Raw genomic sequence first — 16,934 nt, forward strand, 5'->3', positions numbered from 1 at the left:
CGCCGACCGGAAGCGCCACTGCGATAGCGGCTTTTATCGCGTCAGCCTCTTATGCGTCATGCGGTGCGGGGCCGCCGCTTCCGCGCCGAGGCGGCGAAGCTTGTCCTTCTCATACTCCTCGAAATTGCCTTCGAACCATTCCACATGCGCGTCGCCCTCGAAGGCGAGCATGTGGGTCGCCATGCGATCGAGGAACATGCGGTCGTGGCTGATGATGACAGCGCAGCCGGCATAGGCTTCCAGCGCATCTTCGAGCGCGCTCAACGTCTCGGTGTCGAGGTCGTTGGTCGGTTCGTCGAGCAAAAGCACATTGCCGCCGCCTTTGAGCATCTTGGCCAGATGTACGCGGTTGCGTTGGCCGCCCGAAAGGTTGCCGACCTTCTGCTGCTGATCGCCGCCACGGAAGTTGAAGGACGAGCAATAGGCGCGGCTGTTGACCTCGTGCTTGCCAAGCTTGATGACTTCGGCGCCACCGGAGATTTCTTCCCACACCGTCTTGTTCGGATCCAGCGCGTCGCGGCTCTGGTCGACATAGCCGAGCTTGACGGTCTCGCCGATGCGGATCGACCCCGCATCAGGCTTTTCCTGGCCAGTGAAGGTCTTGAACAGCGTCGTCTTGCCGGCGCCGTTCGGGCCAATGACGCCGACAATGCCGCCCGGCGGCAGCCTGAACGACAGGTCCTCGATCAAAAGCTCATCGCCGAAGCCCTTGGTGAGCCCTTCAACCTCGATGACGACATTGCCGAGGCGCTCGCCCGACGGAATGACGATCTGCGTGTCGGTCGGCTTGCGATTCTGCGACTGCTCGACCAATTCCTCATAGGCCTTGATACGGGCCTTGGACTTGGTCTGGCGCGCCTTCGGCGAGGACTGGATCCACTCACGCTCGCGCCAGATCGACTTCTGGCGGGCGTCGTCCTCGCGGCCTTCCTGGATCAGGCGTTTGGCCTTGGCGTCGAGATATTTGGTGTAGTTGCCCTCGTAAGGGATGCCACGGCCGCGATCGAGCTCGAGAATCCATCCCGTGACGTTGTCGAGGAAGTAGCGGTCGTGGGTGATGATCAGCACCGAGCCCGGATAGTCGCGCAGGTGCTTTTCCAGCCACGCCGTGGTCTCGGCGTCGAGATGGTTGGTCGGCTCGTCGAGCAAAAGCAGGTCGGGCTGTTCCAGGAGCAGTCGGCACAGCGCCACGCGGCGGCGCTCGCCGCCCGACAGATTGGTCACCTCGGAATCGGCCGGCGGGCACTGCAGCGCGTCCATCGCCATCTCGACCTGCTGTTCGAGGTCCCAAAGGTTGAGCCGATCCATCTCGTCCTGAAGCTTGGCCGACTCGTCCGCCGTCTCGTCGGAATAGTTCATCATCAATTCGTTGTAGCGCTCGATGATGGCGGTCTTCCTGCCGACGCCGTCCATGACGTTTTCACGCACGGTCTTGCTGTTGTCGAGCTGCGGCTCCTGCGCCAGGTAGCCCACGGTCGCGCCTTCGGCCAGCCACGCCTCGCCCTGGAACTCCTTGTCGAGCCCGGCCATGATGCGCAGGATGGTCGACTTACCCGAACCGTTAGGACCGAGAATGCCGATCTTGGCGTCCGGGTAGAAGGACAGATGAACGTTATCGAGCACCTTCTTGGTGCCGTAGGCCTTTGACAGGCCTGACATGTGATAGATGAACTGGCGTGCCACGCGCGCTTTCCCTGAAAAACTAACTGATTTGTCGATCTGAATGGAGGTTGGCCGCTATGTAGGCGATGCGGAGCCGAACGGCAATCGCTTTCGCCGCATCGAACCGATCGCAGGCCGCACTAACAACGGGCGTTGGCGTTGCCCCGGCCTTCCTGCCGGGTGGAATGAGCTCAGGACCTACTGGAACCCGATCGCGTCGACGGTTCCGGTCGGGCAACCGGCCTTGTTGGTCGGCACCGAGGCCAGCAGCAGGTCCTTGAGCGAGCTGTTTGGGCCGATCGGACCGGCAAGGCCAAGCGTCAACTCTCCGATCAGCCGCCGGCCGCTCGACGGATCGATGACGCAGGAGACGCGCACGCGATCGCCGGCGCCGGCGCCAAAGGCCTGGTCGAAGGCGCCGCGGATCTGATCCGCCGTCAGCTTGCCGCCGATGTTCTTGGCGAAGAGATCGCGCACCGCTGAGCCGTTCACCGCACGCATCAGGCCGAGTGCGTCGGAAAAGTACTCCTGCTGGTTCTTGCCGTAGCAGGTGCCGTGCTTGATCCATTCATGCCGCTCCAACTGCGAAGCGGTGCCCGGCATAACCTTGTCGAGTTCCGCGCGCGTGCCGGCGTCCAAATCGACAGGCGGAAGATCCTTCCAGTGCGCCGGACTGTCGTTGGCCTTGTCGCTGGCCGGTACCTGGCAATAGAAGTTCCCGTTCGGCTGAGGCCACAGGCCGTGCAAGGTGAAGTTGCTGGCATCGAATTCATTCGGGTTTTGTGCCTTGCATTCGCTCTTGCTGGACTTGGTCTCGCAAAAAGCCGGCTGCCAGCTCAGCGCGAAGACATATTCGGGTTTTCCTGACGCCGCCGGCTTGCCCGGCCCGCCGGGGTCGCCGGCAGCGTTGCTGCGCTGCTGCCGGAGAGATGTCCGCAACTGACCTTCACCCAGCGCCGATCCGGATCTGCGCCCGGCACCAGAATGAGATAGTGCGTCGGCGCATCCTTGTTGCCCGCCAGCAGTTGATAGCTCTGTCCGGCATCAGTCGAGACATTGCCGGGATTCTTGCCGTTCTTGATGGCTTGCGTCGCCGGACAGGAGGCGTCGGCAACGAAGGTGCCACTCATCCTGACGTCGGCATGGGCCGCACCCGTTAACGATGCCGCCAACATGGCCAATCCGAAAACAACAGCAATGCGCATGGGGAATCCTGGATGAAAAAGGTGGGCGACAGACTGAAGCTGTCTCCATGTCAGAATTGCGATATTCCACCGGCCAGATGCAAGAAACATCATCGCGAGAAATCCGGAATGGCGGATTGACGCTGAACCGGCCCCGGCGCAAACAAGGCCGGCGCCACCGAGGCGGGCCAGGGTGGAAATCACTGAATGTCATTCAGCCAGCAGCGCATGGTCCGTTCGCCGACCGGCGCCGACCTCAATCTTCTGGTCCGGCAGGCCGACGGCCATCCGCGCGCCGTCATCCAGATCAATCACGGTCTGGCAGAACATGCGGCGCGCTATGATCGTTTTGCCGATTTCCTGGGCGCGCGCGGCTTTAGCGTCTATGTTCACGATCATCGCGGCCATGGCGCAACGAAGGCGCCCGACGCACCGCTGGGCAGGTTCGCGCATGAGGACGGCCCCGCCAAGGTCATCGCCGATGTCGGCGCCATCCATGATCTCATCGCCGGGGAGCAGCCGGGCCTGCCCGTCATCCTGTTCGGCCATTCGATGGGCGCGTCCGTGGCGCTGAATTTTCTCCTGGCCCATTCGAACCGCGTTCACGCCGCCGCCATCTGGAATGGCAATTTTTCAGCTGGCCTGCTCGGGCAGGTGGCGCTCGGCATCCTTGCATGGGAAAGGATGCGGCTCGGCTCGGACGTCCCATCGCGCCTGCTGCCGAAACTCACCTTCCAGGCCTGGGGCAAGGCGGTGCCCAACCACCGGACCTTGTTCGACTGGCTGTCACGCGACGGGGCCGAGGTCGACAAATACATCGCCGACCCGCTATGCGGCTGGGGCGCCTCAGTGTCGATGTGGCGCGATGTCGTCCAGATGGCGCTCAATGGCGGCAGGGACGCAGCTTTTGCCGGCGTTCGGCGCGACCTGTCCCTCAGCGTCGTGGGGGGCGAAAAAGACCCTGCCTCGGATTATGGCAAAGGGATCATCCAGCTTGCCGGACGCATGCGCAAAATGGGCTTTTCGAATCTCGTTTCAAAGGTTTACAGCGAGACCCGCCACGAAAGCCTGAACGAGGTGAATCGCGACATCGTCATGGACGATTTCGCGGCATGGGCCGAGACGATCCTGACGCGATGAAGCGTTGGCCCATTGCAAGAGCCGTGACAGCGGCAATCTCTGTTGATAGAGGCTTCGGTTCCGACCAATTCTGGTGATTTATGGCTGAGCCCCCGCTGAAAGGCGTCCGCGTCGTCGAACTCGCCCGCATCCTTGCCGGGCCTTGGGCCGGGCAGTTGCTTGCTGATCTCGGCGCCGACGTCATCAAGGTCGAAAGCCCTGACGGCGGCGACGACACCCGCAAATGGGGCCCGCCCTTCGTAATGGGCAAGGATGGCGAGAACCTGTCGGCCGCCTATTACCATTCCTGCAATCGCGGCAAGCGCTCCATCGCCATCGATTTTTCGACACCGGAGGGCGCCGAAACCGTGCGCCGGCTGGTGGCAACGTCTGACGTGCTGATCGAAAACTTCAAGCTTGGCGGCTTGAAGAAATACGGGCTCGACCATGAGAGCCTGCGCAAGATCAATCCGCGCCTCGTTTATTGCTCGATCACCGGATTCGGCCAGGACGGTCCCTACGCGCCGCGCGCCGGCTACGACTTCATCATCCAGGGCATGGCCGGCATGATGTCGATCACCGGCGAGGCGGGACGCGAGCCGCAGAAGGCCGGCGTCGCCATCTCGGACATCTTCACTGGCCTCTATTCCGTCATCGCCATCCAGGCGGCACTTCGCCACGCCGAAAAAACCGGCGAAGGCCAGCACATCGACATGGCATTGTTCGACACCCAGATCTCGGCGCTCGGCAACCAGAACCTCAACTATCTGGTCTCCGGCAAGTCGCCTGTGCAGATGGGCAACGCGCATATGAACATCGCGCCCTACGAGGTGCTGCCGGTCCGGGACGGCCACATCATCCTGGCGGTCGGCAATGACGGCCAGTTCGCCAGGTTCTGCGCGGTGGTCGGGCTGGACGAATTGCCCGGCAATCCCGATTTCGCCACCAATCCGGCCCGCGTCGCCAACCGGGCGGCGCTACGCGAGCGGATCGTCGAGGCGCTGAAGACCAAGGATCGCGACCCGCTGCTGGCCAAGCTGGAAGCGGCCAGCGTGCCGGCGAGCCCGATCAACACGATCGGACAGATGTTCGCCGACCCGCAGGCGATCGCGCGCGGCATGCGGCTCGACCTCGACGACGGCCATGGCAATCTTCTGCCGTCGGTTCGCGCACCGATGATCATGTCCGAAACACCGCTCGTCTATGAGCGCCCCTCGCCCCGCCTGGGCGAACATACTGACGAAATCCTTGCCGAACTGGAGAGAGCAAAATGAAAACCGGCGGACAATTGATCGTCGACGCGCTCGAGGCCAACGGTACCGACCGGATATTCTGCGTGCCAGGCAGATCCTACCTCGCGGTGCTCGACGCGCTGCACGATTCGGCGATCCGCACCATCGTCTGCCGCCAGGAGGGTGGCGCCGCCATGATGGCCGACTGCCAAGGCCGCCTGACCGGCAAACCCGGCATCTGCTTCGTCACCCGCGGCCCGGGCGCCACCAACGCGTCCGCCGGCATCCACATCGCCATGCAGGATTCGGTTCCCCTGATCCTGTTCATCGGCCAGGTCGCCAGCCATGCCAAGCAGCGAGAGGCCTTCCAGGAAGTGGACTATGTCAGGTTCTTTGGCGACATCGCAAAATGGGTGGTGGAGATCGACGATGCGTCGCGCATCCCCGAATTCGTCACCCGCGCCTTTGCCGTGGCGACCTCCGGCCGCCCAGGTCCCGTCGTCATCTCGCTGCCGGAAGACATGCTGACCAGTGTCGTCGATGCACCGGCCGCGATCGCCTACACCCCGGTCGAGACCAGCCCCGCCGAAGCCGAACTCGACCGGCTCGAGGCGCTGCTCAATGCCGCCAAACGACCGATCGCGATCCTGGGCGGCACACGTTGGGATTTCCAGGCTGTTCAGGAAATCACCCGCATCGCCGAGGCGTGGTCGCTACCGATCGGCTGCTCCTTCCGCCGCCAGATGCTGTTCGATCATCTGCACCCGAACTATGCCGGCGATGTCGGCATCGGCATCAACCCGAAGCTGGCGACAGCAATCAAGCAGGCCGATCTGGTGCTGCTGATCGGCGGCCGCATGGGCGAGATGCCGTCCTCGGACTATACACTCCTGAAGAGCCCCTACCCTGACCAGACGCTGGTCCATGTCCACCCCGATGCCGGCGAACTAGGCCGCGTCTACCGTCCAACGCTGGCGATAAATGCCTCGCCCGCCGCCTTCGTGCGCGCCTTCGCCAAACGGAAGGGACCGGCATCGCCGGGCTGGGCGGCGGAGACGGCAAAGCTGCATGCCGCCTATCTCGACTGGTCGACGCCGCCGGAAAGCGGTCCGGGCGCCGTCCAGATGGGGCCGATCATGACCTATCTCGAAACGGTGCTGCCCGACGATGCCATCCTGACGAACGGCGCCGGCAACTACGCCACGTGGGTGCACCGCTTCCATCGCTTCCGCCGCTTTGCCACACAGGGCGCGCCGACCTCAGGCTCGATGGGTTACGGAACGCCGGCGGCGGTAGCGGCTAAGGCGCTTTATCCGGATCGCACCGTAGTCGCTTTCGCCGGCGACGGCTGCTTCCTGATGAACGGGCAGGAATTCGCCACCGCCGTGCAATACGGGTTGCCGATCATCGTCATCGTCGTCAACAATGGCATCTACGGCACCATCCGCATGCACCAGGAGCGTGAATACCCCGGGCGGGTGGTGGCCACGGACCTCAAGAATCCGGACTTCGCCGCCCTGGCGCGTGCCTATGGTGGCCATGGCGAAACGGTGGAGAAAACCGCCGACTTCGCCCCTGCCTTCGAGCGTGCTCGCGCCAGCGGCAAGCCGGCAATCGTCGAAATCCGGCTCGATCCGGAGGCAATCACCCCGACCCGAACGATGACGCAAATAAGAGACAAGGCCTGAAAGTCGGTTTCCGGCAGGAGAAAGGGCGGCGCTGTCCGCAAAGCTTTCGCAAGCAAATACGGGCGCGCGCCCCGAGCGACGTCGCGTTACATCGACGCCGCCGCCTTTTCGATCTGACCGCGGATCTCGCCGTCCTTGTTGGCCGCGGTGTGTATGTTAACGTAATATTTGCCGGCCTCCAGATCGGTCACCTGCGTATCGGTCAATGTCGCCGACCCCTTGATCGGGCTCTTGAGTTTTTTGAACGGGATTACGGGGTCCGCATTTTCCCCCTTCGCGGCCGGGCCATGAATATGTGCGGCCGTCGCCGGCCCGCTGAGGCCGGAGTATTTGACGTTCCAACTGAGTTTCTTCTTGGCGGTGTCAAAGGTGAATGTGGCGGTTCCCTTGCCCTTGGTGGTAACGGGTGGGCTCTGCTGGCTGCCATCGAGCGTCGCCTTGAACTTCATCATGTCGGCCAGGGCCGGTGACGCGAACAGGAAAGCGGTCGAAATGGCCAGCGCCGAAAGCGTCGGCAAGACGGTCTGTGTGCGCATGAAGAACCTCCGATTGGCTGTAGCATCCGCCGTGGCTCCCCGCACGCGCATGCCTCCGACGCAACGCTCGGCCGCCCCAATGTATCCAGACACACGCTTTTGTGATTTGGCCGCATGAAAAAGGGGCGGTCGCCCGCCCCTCCAACATCGTCCATCAAGCCCCGTCACGAGGCCGCTTTGAGGCCTACTTGATCGCCTTGTCGGTGATCGCGGTGGTATAGGCGCCCTTCGGCTCCTTGGTGATGATCTTCTGGTCGAGCAACGCCTTGGCGGTACGCTCATAGGTCGCCGGGTCGAGCTTGCCGTCGGCATTGTCGATGAGCTTGGCGACTTCGCTCATCATACGCTTCTGGTGGTTCTCGTCCTGGCCGCCACCATCCATGACGATCTCGGCCGCTTCGTCATTGTTGTCGACGGCGTATTTCCAACCCTTCATCGAGGCGCGCACGAAACGCACCATCTTGTCCTCGAAGGCCGGATCCTTGAGCTTATCCTCCGAGGCATAAAGCCCGTCCTCGAGCAGGTCGTTGCCCATCGCCGAGTAGTTGAACACGGTGAGCTGCTCCGGCTTGTAGCCGGCGTCGATCAGCTGCCAAAATTCATTGTAGGTCATGACCGAGATGCAATCCGCCTGCTTCTGAATCAGCGGCTGCACGTCAAAGCTCTGCTTGAGAACGGTGACGCCGTCCGGGCCGCCATCGGTCTTTAGGCCAAGCTTGTTCATCCAGGCGTAGAACGGATATTCGTTGCCGAAGAACCAGACGCCGAGCGTGTGGCCCTTGAAGTCGGCTTCGGTCTTGATCGGGCCGTCTTTCGGACAGACCAGTTCCATGCCGGCCTTCTTGAACGGCTGGGCGATGTTGACCAGCGGCACGCCCTTTTCGCGGGCTGCCAGCGCCCCGCCCATCCAGTCGACGATAACATCGGCGCCGCCGCCGGCGATCACCTGCTCGGGCGCAATGTCGGGACCGCCCGGCTTGATGTCGACGTCGAGACCCTCGGCCTCGTAGAAGCCCTTCGCCTTGGCGACGTAATAGCCGGCAAACTGGGCCTGCGTGACCCATTTCAGCTGCAACGTCACCTTGTCGGCGGCCATTGCCTGGAACGCGGCCAGCGGCATCGCGCCGGCCAGTACAGGAACAATCAGTCTTTTCATTTTTTTCCCTCTGGAGTTAGTGCCCAAACCCACCGCCCCTATCCACCACGGACAGAGGGATGCCAAAACGTGACGGCTCTTTCGACAAGAGCGACCACACCATAAAAGACCGAACCCGCAAGGGCTGCAACTGCGATTTCGGCCCAGACCATGTCGATGTTCATCCGTCCGACTTCGGTCGAGATGCGGAAGCCCATGCCGACGACGGGCGTGCCGAAGAACTCGGCGACGATGGCGCCGATCAGCGCCAGCGTCGAGTTGATCTTCAGCGCGTTGAAGATGAAGAGAGCGGCGGCCGGCAGCCTGAGCTTGATAAGCGTCGGCCAGTAGCCCGACGCATAGGTGCGCATCAGGTCGCGCTCCATATGGCCGGACGCGGCCAGACCGGCGACGGTGTTCACCAGCATCGGGAAGAAGGTCATGATGATGACGACAGCCGCCTTGGACTGCCAGTCGAAGCCGAACCACATCACCATGATCGGCGCCACGCCGATGATCGGCAGCGCCGAGACCATGTTGCCGATGGGCAGCAGGCCGCGCCGCAGGAACGGCACCCGGTCGGCGAGAATGGCCGTGACAAAGCCGGCGCCGCTGCCCACGATATAGCCGAAGATAACAGCCTTGAAGATGGTCTGCCGGACATCGGCGCCAAGGATCGGCAGCGAACTGGCGATGCGCGCGCCGATGGCGCTCGGCGGCGGCAACAGGATGAACGGGATGCCGGCGCCACGCGTCACCGCTTCCCAGATGATCAGGATCCAGGCGCCGAAGATGGCGGGGATGATCAGGCGCAGCGCCGTGCGCATCCAGCTTGCGGTGGGGTGCAGTCCCGATAGCACCGCGACGCAGCGCCAGCCAAGCAGCCAGGCGGCCGTGAGCAGCACGAAATACGGCGCCAGTGCCGTGCCTTCGAAACCAGCGATACCTGAGATCAGCAGCCAGGCGACGAGGTGGGCGCCGACAAACAGTACGACCGCTTCCACAAAGGGCGAAATCCTGATCATCGAGACCAGGGCCGTCAGCATGGCAAGGCCAAACATCAGGCCCTTCGTTCCGAGATAGGGATAGTTGGCGCTGGTTGTCGGGTCCGCTAGCGCCGCCGCTTCCGGCTTCGACATGGCGCCGAGTGCGACCGCCATCAGGCACAGCACGATGGCCAGCACAGCCTGCCAGGAAGGCTTCAGCCGGTTCATGCCGGCCTCCCGCCCATGGCGCGGTCGACGAGGCGCCCGGCAATGCCGACCACCATGACCAGCAGCGCGGCCACGATCGAGCCCGCGACAAGCGCCGACCAGATGTCGATGGACTGGCTGTAATAGGCGCCAGCGAGCAGCTTGGCGCCGATGCCGGCGACGGCGCCCGTCGGCAGTTCGCCGACAATGGCGCCGACCAGACTGGCCGCCACCGCCACCTTCATCGAGGTGAACAGGAACGGCACCGAGGCCGGCACGCGCAGCTTCCAGAAGGTCTGCGCACGGCTGGCATTGTAGGTGTGCATCAGGTCGAGATGCATGATCTCGGGCGAGCGCAGGCCTTTCACCATGCCAACCGTCACCGGGAAGAACGACAGATAGGTCGAAATCATCGCCTTCGGGATCAGGCCGGTGATGCCGATCGCCGCCAGCACCACGATGATCATCGGCGCCACCGCCAGGATCGGGATGGTCTGCGAGGCGATGATCCATGGCATCAGGCTGCGGTCGAGCGTCGCCACATGTACGATGCCCACCGCGATGATGATGCCGAGCGCCGTGCCGAAGGCAAAGCCCAGCAGCGTCGAGGACAGCGTCACCCAGGCATTGTAGACCAGGCTGCGGTTCGAAGTGACGTTGCGCAGGAACGTGTTCTCGAAAAAGTTCACCGCCACCTGGTGCGGCGCCGGCAGCGTCGGCTTCGGCTGCGAGAGCGTCTTGCCGATGAACTCGGCGGTGCCGGGCGTTTCGTTGGCACGTTGGTCGAGATCGCGCTGGAACGGCGTGTTGAGTATGACGGCGAAGACGTACCAGAGTACGACCACGCCGGCGAGGATGGAGGTTACCGGGATGACCTTTGAGCGGAAGGTGTCCATCTAGCGCCGCCCTTCTCCTCTCCCCACCGGGGAGAGGGTGGCCGGAGCGAAGCGGAGGTCGGGGGCCCTTGCCTTCGTCATCCTAGGGCGAAGCAAGGAGCGAAGCGACGCGGCGCAGACCCTAGAATTCATGCCGTTACCTCTCCGCTCCGCGACCATTCGGAATATGGCTCCCTCCGCGCCGCTTAGCCTGCCGAATATTCTCGACTGTTTGCGCCTTTCGGCAGGCGTCACGGCATGGATCCTAGGGTCTACGTATGCCGCTTCGCGGCTACTCCGCCCTAGAATGACGAAGGCGTAGGTGGCCGCTCCTTCGTGAGGTGGAGGCGCCTTTCGGGGCGCTGCCGCGAGTCCATCCTGCCCCCGCTCAATCATCATAGCTGTGCCCTGCCCTTAAGCCGTCTCGCACCCGTGCGGCGATCGCCAGGAACTCCGGCGTCTCGCGGATGTCGAGTGGCCGCTCCTTCGGCAGCGTCGATTCGATGACGTCGCTGACGCGGCCCGGACGCGGCGACATGACGACGATGCGCGTCGATAAATACACCGCCTCGGGAATGGAGTGCGTGACAAAGCAGATGGTCTTGTTGGTGCGCGCCCACAATTGCAGCAATTGCTCGTTGAGATGGTCGCGCACGATCTCGTCCAGCGCGCCGAACGGCTCGTCCATCAACAGAAGGTCGGCATCGAAGGCGAGCGCGCGAGCGATCGAGGCGCGCTGCTGCATGCCGCCGGAAAGCTGCCAAGGATACTTCTTCTCGAAGCCGGAAAGGTTGACGAGATCGAGCGTGCGCCTGATCCGCTCTCCCTGCTCCGCTCCGGACAGACCCATGATCTCCAGCGGCAGCGCGACGTTGCGCTCGATGGTGCGCCAGGGAAACAGGGCGGCGGCCTGGAAGACATAGCCGTAGGCGCGTTTCTCGCGCGCCTGTTCTGCTGTCATGCCGTTGACCGAAATGGCCCCCGAGGTCGGCTTCTCAAGATCGGCGATGACCCGCAGCAAGGTCGTCTTGCCGCAGCCCGACGGCCCGATGAAGGAAACGAACTCACCCTTGCCGATGGTCAGGTCGACATTGGACAGCGCCTGTACCGGCCCGTCATTGGTCTGGAAGGTCAGGCCAAGCTTGCTTGCCGCGACGACGGCTGGCGAAATCCCCGTCATCGGCCGCGGCCTGCCTGTTCCTGCCCCTTTAGTGCCGGCCCGATTCCGATTGCTTTTATCGCGATGTTGTTTTCCACTCGCCCAGTCCCATTGGTCTTGTTCCACTCATTCGACGCCCGGAGTTTCCCCGATGTCGCCTCAACCCACTTGCCATCTTATCCGCCCTGAAAGCTCTTATGAAGGCAAGCAGGGATTGACCTATTTCGCCGGTATCGCCACCGAGTCGGTCGGCTCATCTGGAATCTGCATGCATGTGCTCACCATGCCGCCCGGCGCCCGCGCCAAGGCGCATCTGCATGAGAACCATGAAACGGCGATCTACGTGCTCTCCGGCGAGGTCCATACCTGGTACGGCGACCGGCTTGAGAACCACATCGTCGCCAAAGCCGGCGACCTCTTCTACATTCCGGCCGGCGTGCCGCATCTGCCCGCCAATCTGAGTGGGGCCCCGTCTTCGGCCGTCATTGCCCGCACCGATCCCAAAGAGCAGGAAAGCGTCGTCCTGCTGCCGGAACTGGATGCATTGGTCGCCTGAAGCCGGCCTTGCGGGGCTAAGCGCCCATCGGCCAATTGCTTGAGGTTTGCGCTGCCCCTCATCGCCCTGCCGGGCACTTCTCCCCGTATAGGGACGAGGAGAAGGACGATTTCGCGAAGGATTTCGCCGATTTCCAGCGTTGCCGGAAAGGGCGCCAAGATTGCGTTCAGTTCCCTTCTCCCCCTCCCTATACGGGGAGAAGGCGCCGGCAGGGCGATGGGGGGCAGCACCAACTTCGGCAATCATCGGCACCCGGAAACTTCCCCGCAGACGGTGCCGTCCTTGTCGGCGATCATCAGTTTCTTGGCGCTTTTCGAGCTGCGCAAGCTCAAACCCCAGTCGCCGGAATGCCTGTCCGCTCCACCTTGCGCGGCGCGGTGATCTCCTTCCAGGTCGACAGTGCCCGGTTAACCGCCGCGTTCGGCTCGCGGCCGACGAACTGGCCATGGCCAGGCTTGGCCTTCACCTCGGTCTCCTCGATCGACAATTCGCCACGCGAGAAGACATAGCGCGGCAGGCCTGTCACTTCGACGCCTTCGAAGACATTGTAGTCGATGACCGACTGCTGCTTCTTCGAAGAAATGATCTTCTTGCGCTTGGGATCCCACACGATGATGTCGGCATCCGCGCCTTCGACAATGGCGCCCTTTTTCGGGTACATGTTGAGGATCTTGGCTATGTTGGTCGAGGTTACGGCGACGAATTCGTTCATCGTCAGCCGCCCGGTGTTGACGCCCCTGGTCCACAGCACCGGCATGCGATCCTCGAGGCCGCCCGTGCCGTTCGGGATCTTGGTGAAATTGCCGACGCCGAAGCGCTTCTGGTCCGTGGTGAAGGCGCAGTGGTCGGTCGCCACCACCTGCAACGATCCCGCCTGCAGGCCGGCCCACAGCAGAATCCTGGTGTAATTTGTTCCGGAAGGGCGGGCTCATCACGCGGCGCGCCGCATGGTCCCAGTCCTTGTCGAAATACTCGCTCTCGTCCAGCGTCAGGTGCTGGATCAGTGGCTCGCCGAACACTCGCATGCCTTTCTGACGCGCCCGGCGGATGGCCTCGTGCGCCTGCTCGCAGGAAACATGCACGACATAGAGCGGCACGCCGGCCATGTCGGCGATCATGATGGCGCGGTTGGTCGCCTCGCCTTCCACTTCCGGCGGGCGCGAATAGGCGTGCCCCTCCGGGCCATTGTTGCCGGCGGCAAGCAGCTTCTGCGAGAGCGCCGCAACCACGTCGCCATTCTCGGCGTGCACCAGCGGCAGCGCGCCGAGCTCGGCGCAGCGCTGGAACGACGCATACATCTCGTCGTCGTCCACCATCAGCGCGCCCTTGTAGGCCATGAAATGCTTGAACGAGGTGATGCCCTTGTCGACGACGGTGGCCATCTCGTCGAACACCTGCTTGCCCCACCAGGTGATCGCCATGTGGAAGGAATAATCGCAGGACGCCTTCGAGGTCTTGTTGTCCCACATCTGCAAGGCCTCGAGCAGCGACTGCTGCGGCGACGGCAGGCAGAAATCGACCACCATCGTCGTGCCGCCGGCTAGTGCCGCGCGCGTGCCGGACTCGAAATCGTCGGCCGAATAGGTGCCCATGAACGGCATTTCGAGATGAGTATGCGGATCGATACCACCTGGCATGACATAACAGCCGGTGGCGTCGAACTCATGGTCGCCGTGCAGGTCGGAGCCAATGGCGACGATCTTGCCGTGCTGCATCAGCACGTCGGCCTTCCATGTGCGGTCGGCGGTAACGATGGTGCCGTTTCTGATGACTTTGGTCATTTTTCTCGTTCCCTTGTTCCTTCGCGCTTCTTGCGAGCAGCGTTTGGAAATCCAGCTTTCCAGCTTACTCCACGATGACCGCTGTCTCCACCACGGCATGGAACAGCACGTCGGCTCCTGCCGCCGCCCATTCCTTGGAGATCTCCTCGGCCTCGTTGTGGCTGAGACCGTCGACGCAGGGGCACATCACCATGGCGGTCGGCGCGACGCGGTTGATCCAGCAGGCGTCGTGGCCCGCGCCCGAGACGATGTTGCGGTGCGTGTAGCCGAGCCGGTCGGCGGCATCACGGATCGCCTTGACGCAGCCCTTGTCAAAGGTGACCGGATCGAAATGGCCGACCTGCTCGATCTTGTACTGGATGTCGAGCGCCTCGCATATCGTGTCGATGCCTTCGCGGATGCGCCCATCCATGGCGTCGAGCACTTCCTTCTCCGGCGAGCGGATGTCGATGGTGAAGACCGTGCGCCCGGCGATGATGTTGCGCGAGTTCGGATAGACTTCCATGTGGCCGACCGCGCCGACGGCGTCCGGCTGGTAGTCCATGGCAATCTCGTGCACCAGTTCGATCACGCGCGCCATGCCGAGCCCGGCATTGCGGCGCTTGGGCATCGGCGTCGAGCCGGTATGCGCCTCCTTGCCGGTCAGCGTCACCTGCAGCCATTTCAGCCCCTGTCCATGGGTGACGACGCCGATGTCGATGCCTTCGTCCTCGAGGATAGGCCCTTGCTCGATATGCAGTTCGAAAAAGGCGTGGATCTTGCGATCGCCGACCTTCTCCGTGCCCTTCCAGCCGATGCGCTCCAGTTCCTCGCCGAATTTCTTGCCGTTCTTGTCCGTATGCTCGTAGACGTCGGCCTGGTCGAGCACACCGGCGAATACGCCGGACGCCATCATCGCCGGGGCAAAGCGCGAGCCTTCCTCGTTGGTCCAGTTCGTGACCACGATCGGATGTTTGGTCTTGATGCCGAGATCATTGAGCGAGCGCACGACTTCCAAGCCGCCGAGCACGCCGAGCACGCCGTCATATTTGCCGCCGGTCGGCTGCGTGTCGAGATGGCTGCCGACATAGACCGGCGGCAGGCTGGGGTCGGCGCCTTCGCGCCTGGCAAACATGGTGCCCATCTCGTCGATGCCCATTTCGAGCCCGGCGGCATCGCACCAGCGCTTGAACAGATGCCGGCCCTCGCCGTCCTCGTCGGTCACGGTCTGGCGATTGTTGCCGCCGGCAATGCCGGGGCCGATCTTCGCCATCTCCATGATGGAATCCCACAAACGGTCTGAATTGATCCGCAGATTCTCGCCGGGTGCGGCCATTCCACGTCCTTCCATTTCATGCTCTGGGCGGGTGGCGGTTTCCATCGCCACCCGCCCAGATAAAAGCAAGTCTAGTCGATCGACCTCAGTACCTCACGCACGTGATCGATCAGTTCGTTGATCTGGCCCTTGGTGATGATCAGCGGCGGCGACAGCGCGATGATGTCGCCGGTGGTGCGGATCAGCGCGCCGCGCTCGAACGCCTTGACGAAGGCCGAGAAGGCCCGCTTGGTCGGGCTGCCGGCAATCGGCGCCAGCTCGATCGCACCGATCAGGCCGATGTTCCTGATATCGATGACATGCGGCTCGCCCTTCAGCGAATGCAGCGCGTCTTCCCAATAGGGCGCCAGTTCCTCGCCGCGTGTGAGCAGGCCCTCTTCCTTGTAGGTGTCGAGCGTGCCGAGCGCCGCGGCGCAGGCGATCGGATTGCCGGAATAGGTGTAGCCGTGGAAGAACTCGATCATGTGCTCGGGGCCGGTCATGAAGGCGTCGTGGATTTCCTTCTTCACGAACACCGCGCCCATCGGGATGACGCCGTTGGAGACGCCCTTGGCGGTGGTCATGATATCAGGCGTGACGCCGAAATAATCGGCCGCGAACGGCGCGCCAAGACGGCCGAAACCGGTGATGACCTCGTCGAAGATCAACAGGATGCCGTGCTTGGTGCAGATTTCGCGCAGCTTCTGCAAATAGCCCTTGGGCGGCAGGATGACGCCGGTGGAGCCGGCGACCGGCTCGACGATAACGGCCGCGATGGTCGAGGCGTCATGCAGCGCCACGATGCGCTCCAGCTCATTGGCCAGCTCCGCGCCATGTTCCGGCACGCCCTTGGAGAAGGCGTTCTTCTCCGGCAGGTGCGTGTGCGGCATATGGTCGACGCCGCCGAGCAGCGTGCCGAACATCTTGCGGTTGGTGACGATGCCGCCGACCGAAATGCCGCCGAAATTGACGCCGTGATACCCGCGCTCGCGTCCGATCAGGCGGGTGCGCGAGCCCTCGCCCTTCACGCGGTGATAGGCGATCGCCATCTTCAACGCGGTCTCGACCGATTCCGAACCGGAATTGGTGAAGAACACGTGATCCATGCCCTTCGGCGCGACGTCGACCAGGCGGTTGGCCAGTTCGAACACGATCGGGTGGCCCATCTGGAAGGCCGGAGCGTAGTCGAGCTCGGCGGCCTGCTGCTGGATCGCCTCGGTGATCTTGGGCCGGCAATGGCCGGCATTGACGCACCAGAGGCCGGCGGTGCCGTCCAGCACCTTGCGGCCGTCGCTGGTCGTGTAGTGCATGTCCTTGGCGGACACGAACATGCGCGGCGCCTGCTTGAACTGCCGGTTTGCCGTGAACGGCATCCAGAATGCACTGAGATCGTTCGGCGTGACTTTCAGCCGGTTGGACATGACCAAGACTTCCCCTTGTAACCTGTTTCGGTACGTCCAACGCTTGGTCTTTGCCGCGCTTTCGTGCTACGCAAATTTTTGACCGATTGGACAAACGTT

The 16,934-nt window shown here is 63.0% G+C and carries 15 protein-coding genes and 1 pseudogene; 5 read left to right on the forward strand and 11 right to left on the reverse strand.

Annotation, left to right across the window (positions count from 1 at the left end):
* Positions 1–33: 33 nt before the first annotated feature.
* From ettA to ACIU1A_RS14710, 3 genes are all read right to left on the reverse strand, one after another.
* Positions 34–1,683 (reverse strand): energy-dependent translational throttle protein EttA, encoded by a 1,650-nt coding sequence (gene ettA, locus ACIU1A_RS14700; RefSeq protein WP_140495150.1) that lies wholly within the window; start codon positions 1,681–1,683, stop codon positions 34–36.
* Positions 1,684–1,860: 177 nt separating this feature from the next.
* Entirely contained in the window at positions 1,861–2,601 is a 741-nt protein-coding gene (locus ACIU1A_RS14705) for a ribonuclease T2 (RefSeq protein ID WP_404927595.1), read from the reverse strand.
* Positions 2,499–3,050 carry a hypothetical protein gene (locus ACIU1A_RS14710; RefSeq protein WP_404927596.1) on the reverse strand — a complete coding sequence of 184 codons (552 nt, stop codon included), beginning with the start codon at positions 3,048–3,050 and terminating at the stop codon, positions 2,499–2,501. Before ACIU1A_RS14710 ends, ACIU1A_RS14705 begins: the two co-directional genes overlap by 103 nt.
* Positions 3,051–3,053: 3 nt before the next feature.
* On the opposite strand from ACIU1A_RS14710, the gene ACIU1A_RS14715 reads away from it, so the two are divergent.
* The 3 genes from ACIU1A_RS14715 (at position 3,054) to ACIU1A_RS14725 (ending at position 6,885) form a co-directional block, all read left to right on the forward strand.
* Positions 3,054–3,986, forward strand: coding sequence for an alpha/beta fold hydrolase (locus ACIU1A_RS14715; protein WP_140672409.1), 933 nt, complete (start codon positions 3,054–3,056; stop codon positions 3,984–3,986).
* 80 nt (positions 3,987–4,066) lie between these two features.
* Positions 4,067–5,239: a CaiB/BaiF CoA-transferase family protein gene (locus tag ACIU1A_RS14720; protein ID WP_140664775.1), complete on the forward strand. Its 1,173-nt coding sequence runs from the start codon at positions 4,067–4,069 to the stop codon at positions 5,237–5,239.
* A complete protein-coding gene (locus ACIU1A_RS14725; protein WP_404927597.1) occupies positions 5,236–6,885 on the forward strand; it encodes a thiamine pyrophosphate-binding protein in 1,650 nt (549 codons plus the stop codon). Before ACIU1A_RS14720 ends, ACIU1A_RS14725 begins: the two co-directional genes overlap by 4 nt.
* Positions 6,886–6,971: 86 nt before the next feature.
* Here the strand turns inward: ACIU1A_RS14725 and ACIU1A_RS14730 are convergent, their stop codons facing one another.
* From ACIU1A_RS14730 to ACIU1A_RS14750, 5 genes are all read right to left on the reverse strand, one after another.
* Positions 6,972–7,421, reverse strand: a complete 450-nt coding sequence (locus ACIU1A_RS14730; RefSeq protein WP_140557483.1) for a CHRD domain-containing protein — start codon at positions 7,419–7,421, stop codon at positions 6,972–6,974.
* Positions 7,422–7,605: 184 nt separating this feature from the next.
* On the reverse strand, positions 7,606–8,577 hold the full coding sequence (locus ACIU1A_RS14735) for an ABC transporter substrate-binding protein (protein WP_404927598.1): 972 nt from the start codon (positions 8,575–8,577) through the stop codon (positions 7,606–7,608).
* A gap of 38 nt (positions 8,578–8,615) precedes the next feature.
* Positions 8,616–9,770: an ABC transporter permease gene (locus ACIU1A_RS14740; RefSeq protein ID WP_404927599.1), complete on the reverse strand. Its 1,155-nt coding sequence runs from the start codon at positions 9,768–9,770 to the stop codon at positions 8,616–8,618.
* Positions 9,767–10,645, reverse strand: coding sequence for an ABC transporter permease (locus ACIU1A_RS14745; protein ID WP_404927600.1), 879 nt, complete (start codon positions 10,643–10,645; stop codon positions 9,767–9,769). Before ACIU1A_RS14745 ends, ACIU1A_RS14740 begins: the two co-directional genes overlap by 4 nt.
* A 367-nt stretch (positions 10,646–11,012) precedes the next feature.
* Positions 11,013–11,804, reverse strand: coding sequence for an ABC transporter ATP-binding protein (locus tag ACIU1A_RS14750; RefSeq protein WP_404927601.1), 792 nt, complete (start codon positions 11,802–11,804; stop codon positions 11,013–11,015).
* Positions 11,805–11,934: 130 nt separating this feature from the next.
* Here ACIU1A_RS14750 and ACIU1A_RS14755 point away from each other — a divergent pair, with 130 nt between their 5' ends.
* A complete protein-coding gene (locus ACIU1A_RS14755; RefSeq protein WP_140495129.1) occupies positions 11,935–12,339 on the forward strand; it encodes a cupin domain-containing protein in 405 nt (134 codons plus the stop codon).
* Between the two features lie 328 nt (positions 12,340–12,667).
* On the opposite strand, the pseudogene hydA reads toward ACIU1A_RS14755, so the two are convergent.
* Positions 12,668–14,060: pseudogene (gene hydA / locus ACIU1A_RS14760) on the reverse strand (dihydropyrimidinase).
* Here hydA and ACIU1A_RS14765 point away from each other — a divergent pair.
* A complete protein-coding gene (locus ACIU1A_RS14765; protein ID WP_404928107.1) occupies positions 13,953–14,198 on the forward strand; it encodes a hypothetical protein in 246 nt (81 codons plus the stop codon). The pseudogene hydA and the gene ACIU1A_RS14765 sit on opposite strands and share 108 nt — an antisense overlap.
* On the opposite strand, the gene ACIU1A_RS14770 is transcribed toward ACIU1A_RS14765, so the two are convergent.
* Both ACIU1A_RS14770 and ACIU1A_RS14775 read right to left on the reverse strand, forming a co-directional pair.
* Positions 14,185–15,435, reverse strand: coding sequence for a Zn-dependent hydrolase (locus ACIU1A_RS14770; RefSeq protein WP_140495126.1), 1,251 nt, complete (start codon positions 15,433–15,435; stop codon positions 14,185–14,187). The genes ACIU1A_RS14765 and ACIU1A_RS14770 overlap by 14 nt on opposite strands.
* A gap of 71 nt (positions 15,436–15,506) precedes the next feature.
* Complete coding sequence (locus tag ACIU1A_RS14775; protein ID WP_140521238.1) at positions 15,507–16,835, reverse strand: aspartate aminotransferase family protein; 1,329 nt, start codon at positions 16,833–16,835, stop codon at positions 15,507–15,509.
* Between the last annotated feature and the right edge of the window lie 99 nt (positions 16,836–16,934).

This window comes from Mesorhizobium maamorense, assembly GCF_044998965.1.
Lineage (GTDB): Bacteria > Pseudomonadota > Alphaproteobacteria > Rhizobiales > Rhizobiaceae > Mesorhizobium.

Excerpts from the sequence above, each read along its gene's own strand:
- ACIU1A_RS14730 (WP_140557483.1), bottom strand. The coding sequence starts at position 7,421 with ATGCGCACACAGACCGTCTTGCCGACGCTTTCGGCGCTGGCCATTTCG.
- ACIU1A_RS14765 (WP_404928107.1), top strand. The coding sequence starts at position 13,953 with ATGCGGATCGATACCACCTGGCATGACATAACAGCCGGTGGCGTCGAA.
- ACIU1A_RS14745 (WP_404927600.1), bottom strand. The coding sequence starts at position 10,645 with ATGGACACCTTCCGCTCAAAGGTCATCCCGGTAACCTCCATCCTCGCC.
- ACIU1A_RS14735 (WP_404927598.1), bottom strand. The coding sequence starts at position 8,577 with ATGAAAAGACTGATTGTTCCTGTACTGGCCGGCGCGATGCCGCTGGCC.
- ACIU1A_RS14725 (WP_404927597.1), top strand. The coding sequence starts at position 5,236 with ATGAAAACCGGCGGACAATTGATCGTCGACGCGCTCGAGGCCAACGGT.
- ACIU1A_RS14775 (WP_140521238.1), bottom strand. The coding sequence starts at position 16,835 with ATGTCCAACCGGCTGAAAGTCACGCCGAACGATCTCAGTGCATTCTGG.
- ACIU1A_RS14740 (WP_404927599.1), bottom strand. The coding sequence starts at position 9,770 with ATGAACCGGCTGAAGCCTTCCTGGCAGGCTGTGCTGGCCATCGTGCTG.
- ACIU1A_RS14770 (WP_140495126.1), bottom strand. The coding sequence starts at position 15,435 with ATGGCCGCACCCGGCGAGAATCTGCGGATCAATTCAGACCGTTTGTGG.
- ACIU1A_RS14755 (WP_140495129.1), top strand. The coding sequence starts at position 11,935 with ATGTCGCCTCAACCCACTTGCCATCTTATCCGCCCTGAAAGCTCTTAT.
- ACIU1A_RS14750 (WP_404927601.1), bottom strand. The coding sequence starts at position 11,804 with ATGACGGGGATTTCGCCAGCCGTCGTCGCGGCAAGCAAGCTTGGCCTG.
- ACIU1A_RS14715 (WP_140672409.1), top strand. The coding sequence starts at position 3,054 with ATGTCATTCAGCCAGCAGCGCATGGTCCGTTCGCCGACCGGCGCCGAC.
- ACIU1A_RS14720 (WP_140664775.1), top strand. The coding sequence starts at position 4,067 with ATGGCTGAGCCCCCGCTGAAAGGCGTCCGCGTCGTCGAACTCGCCCGC.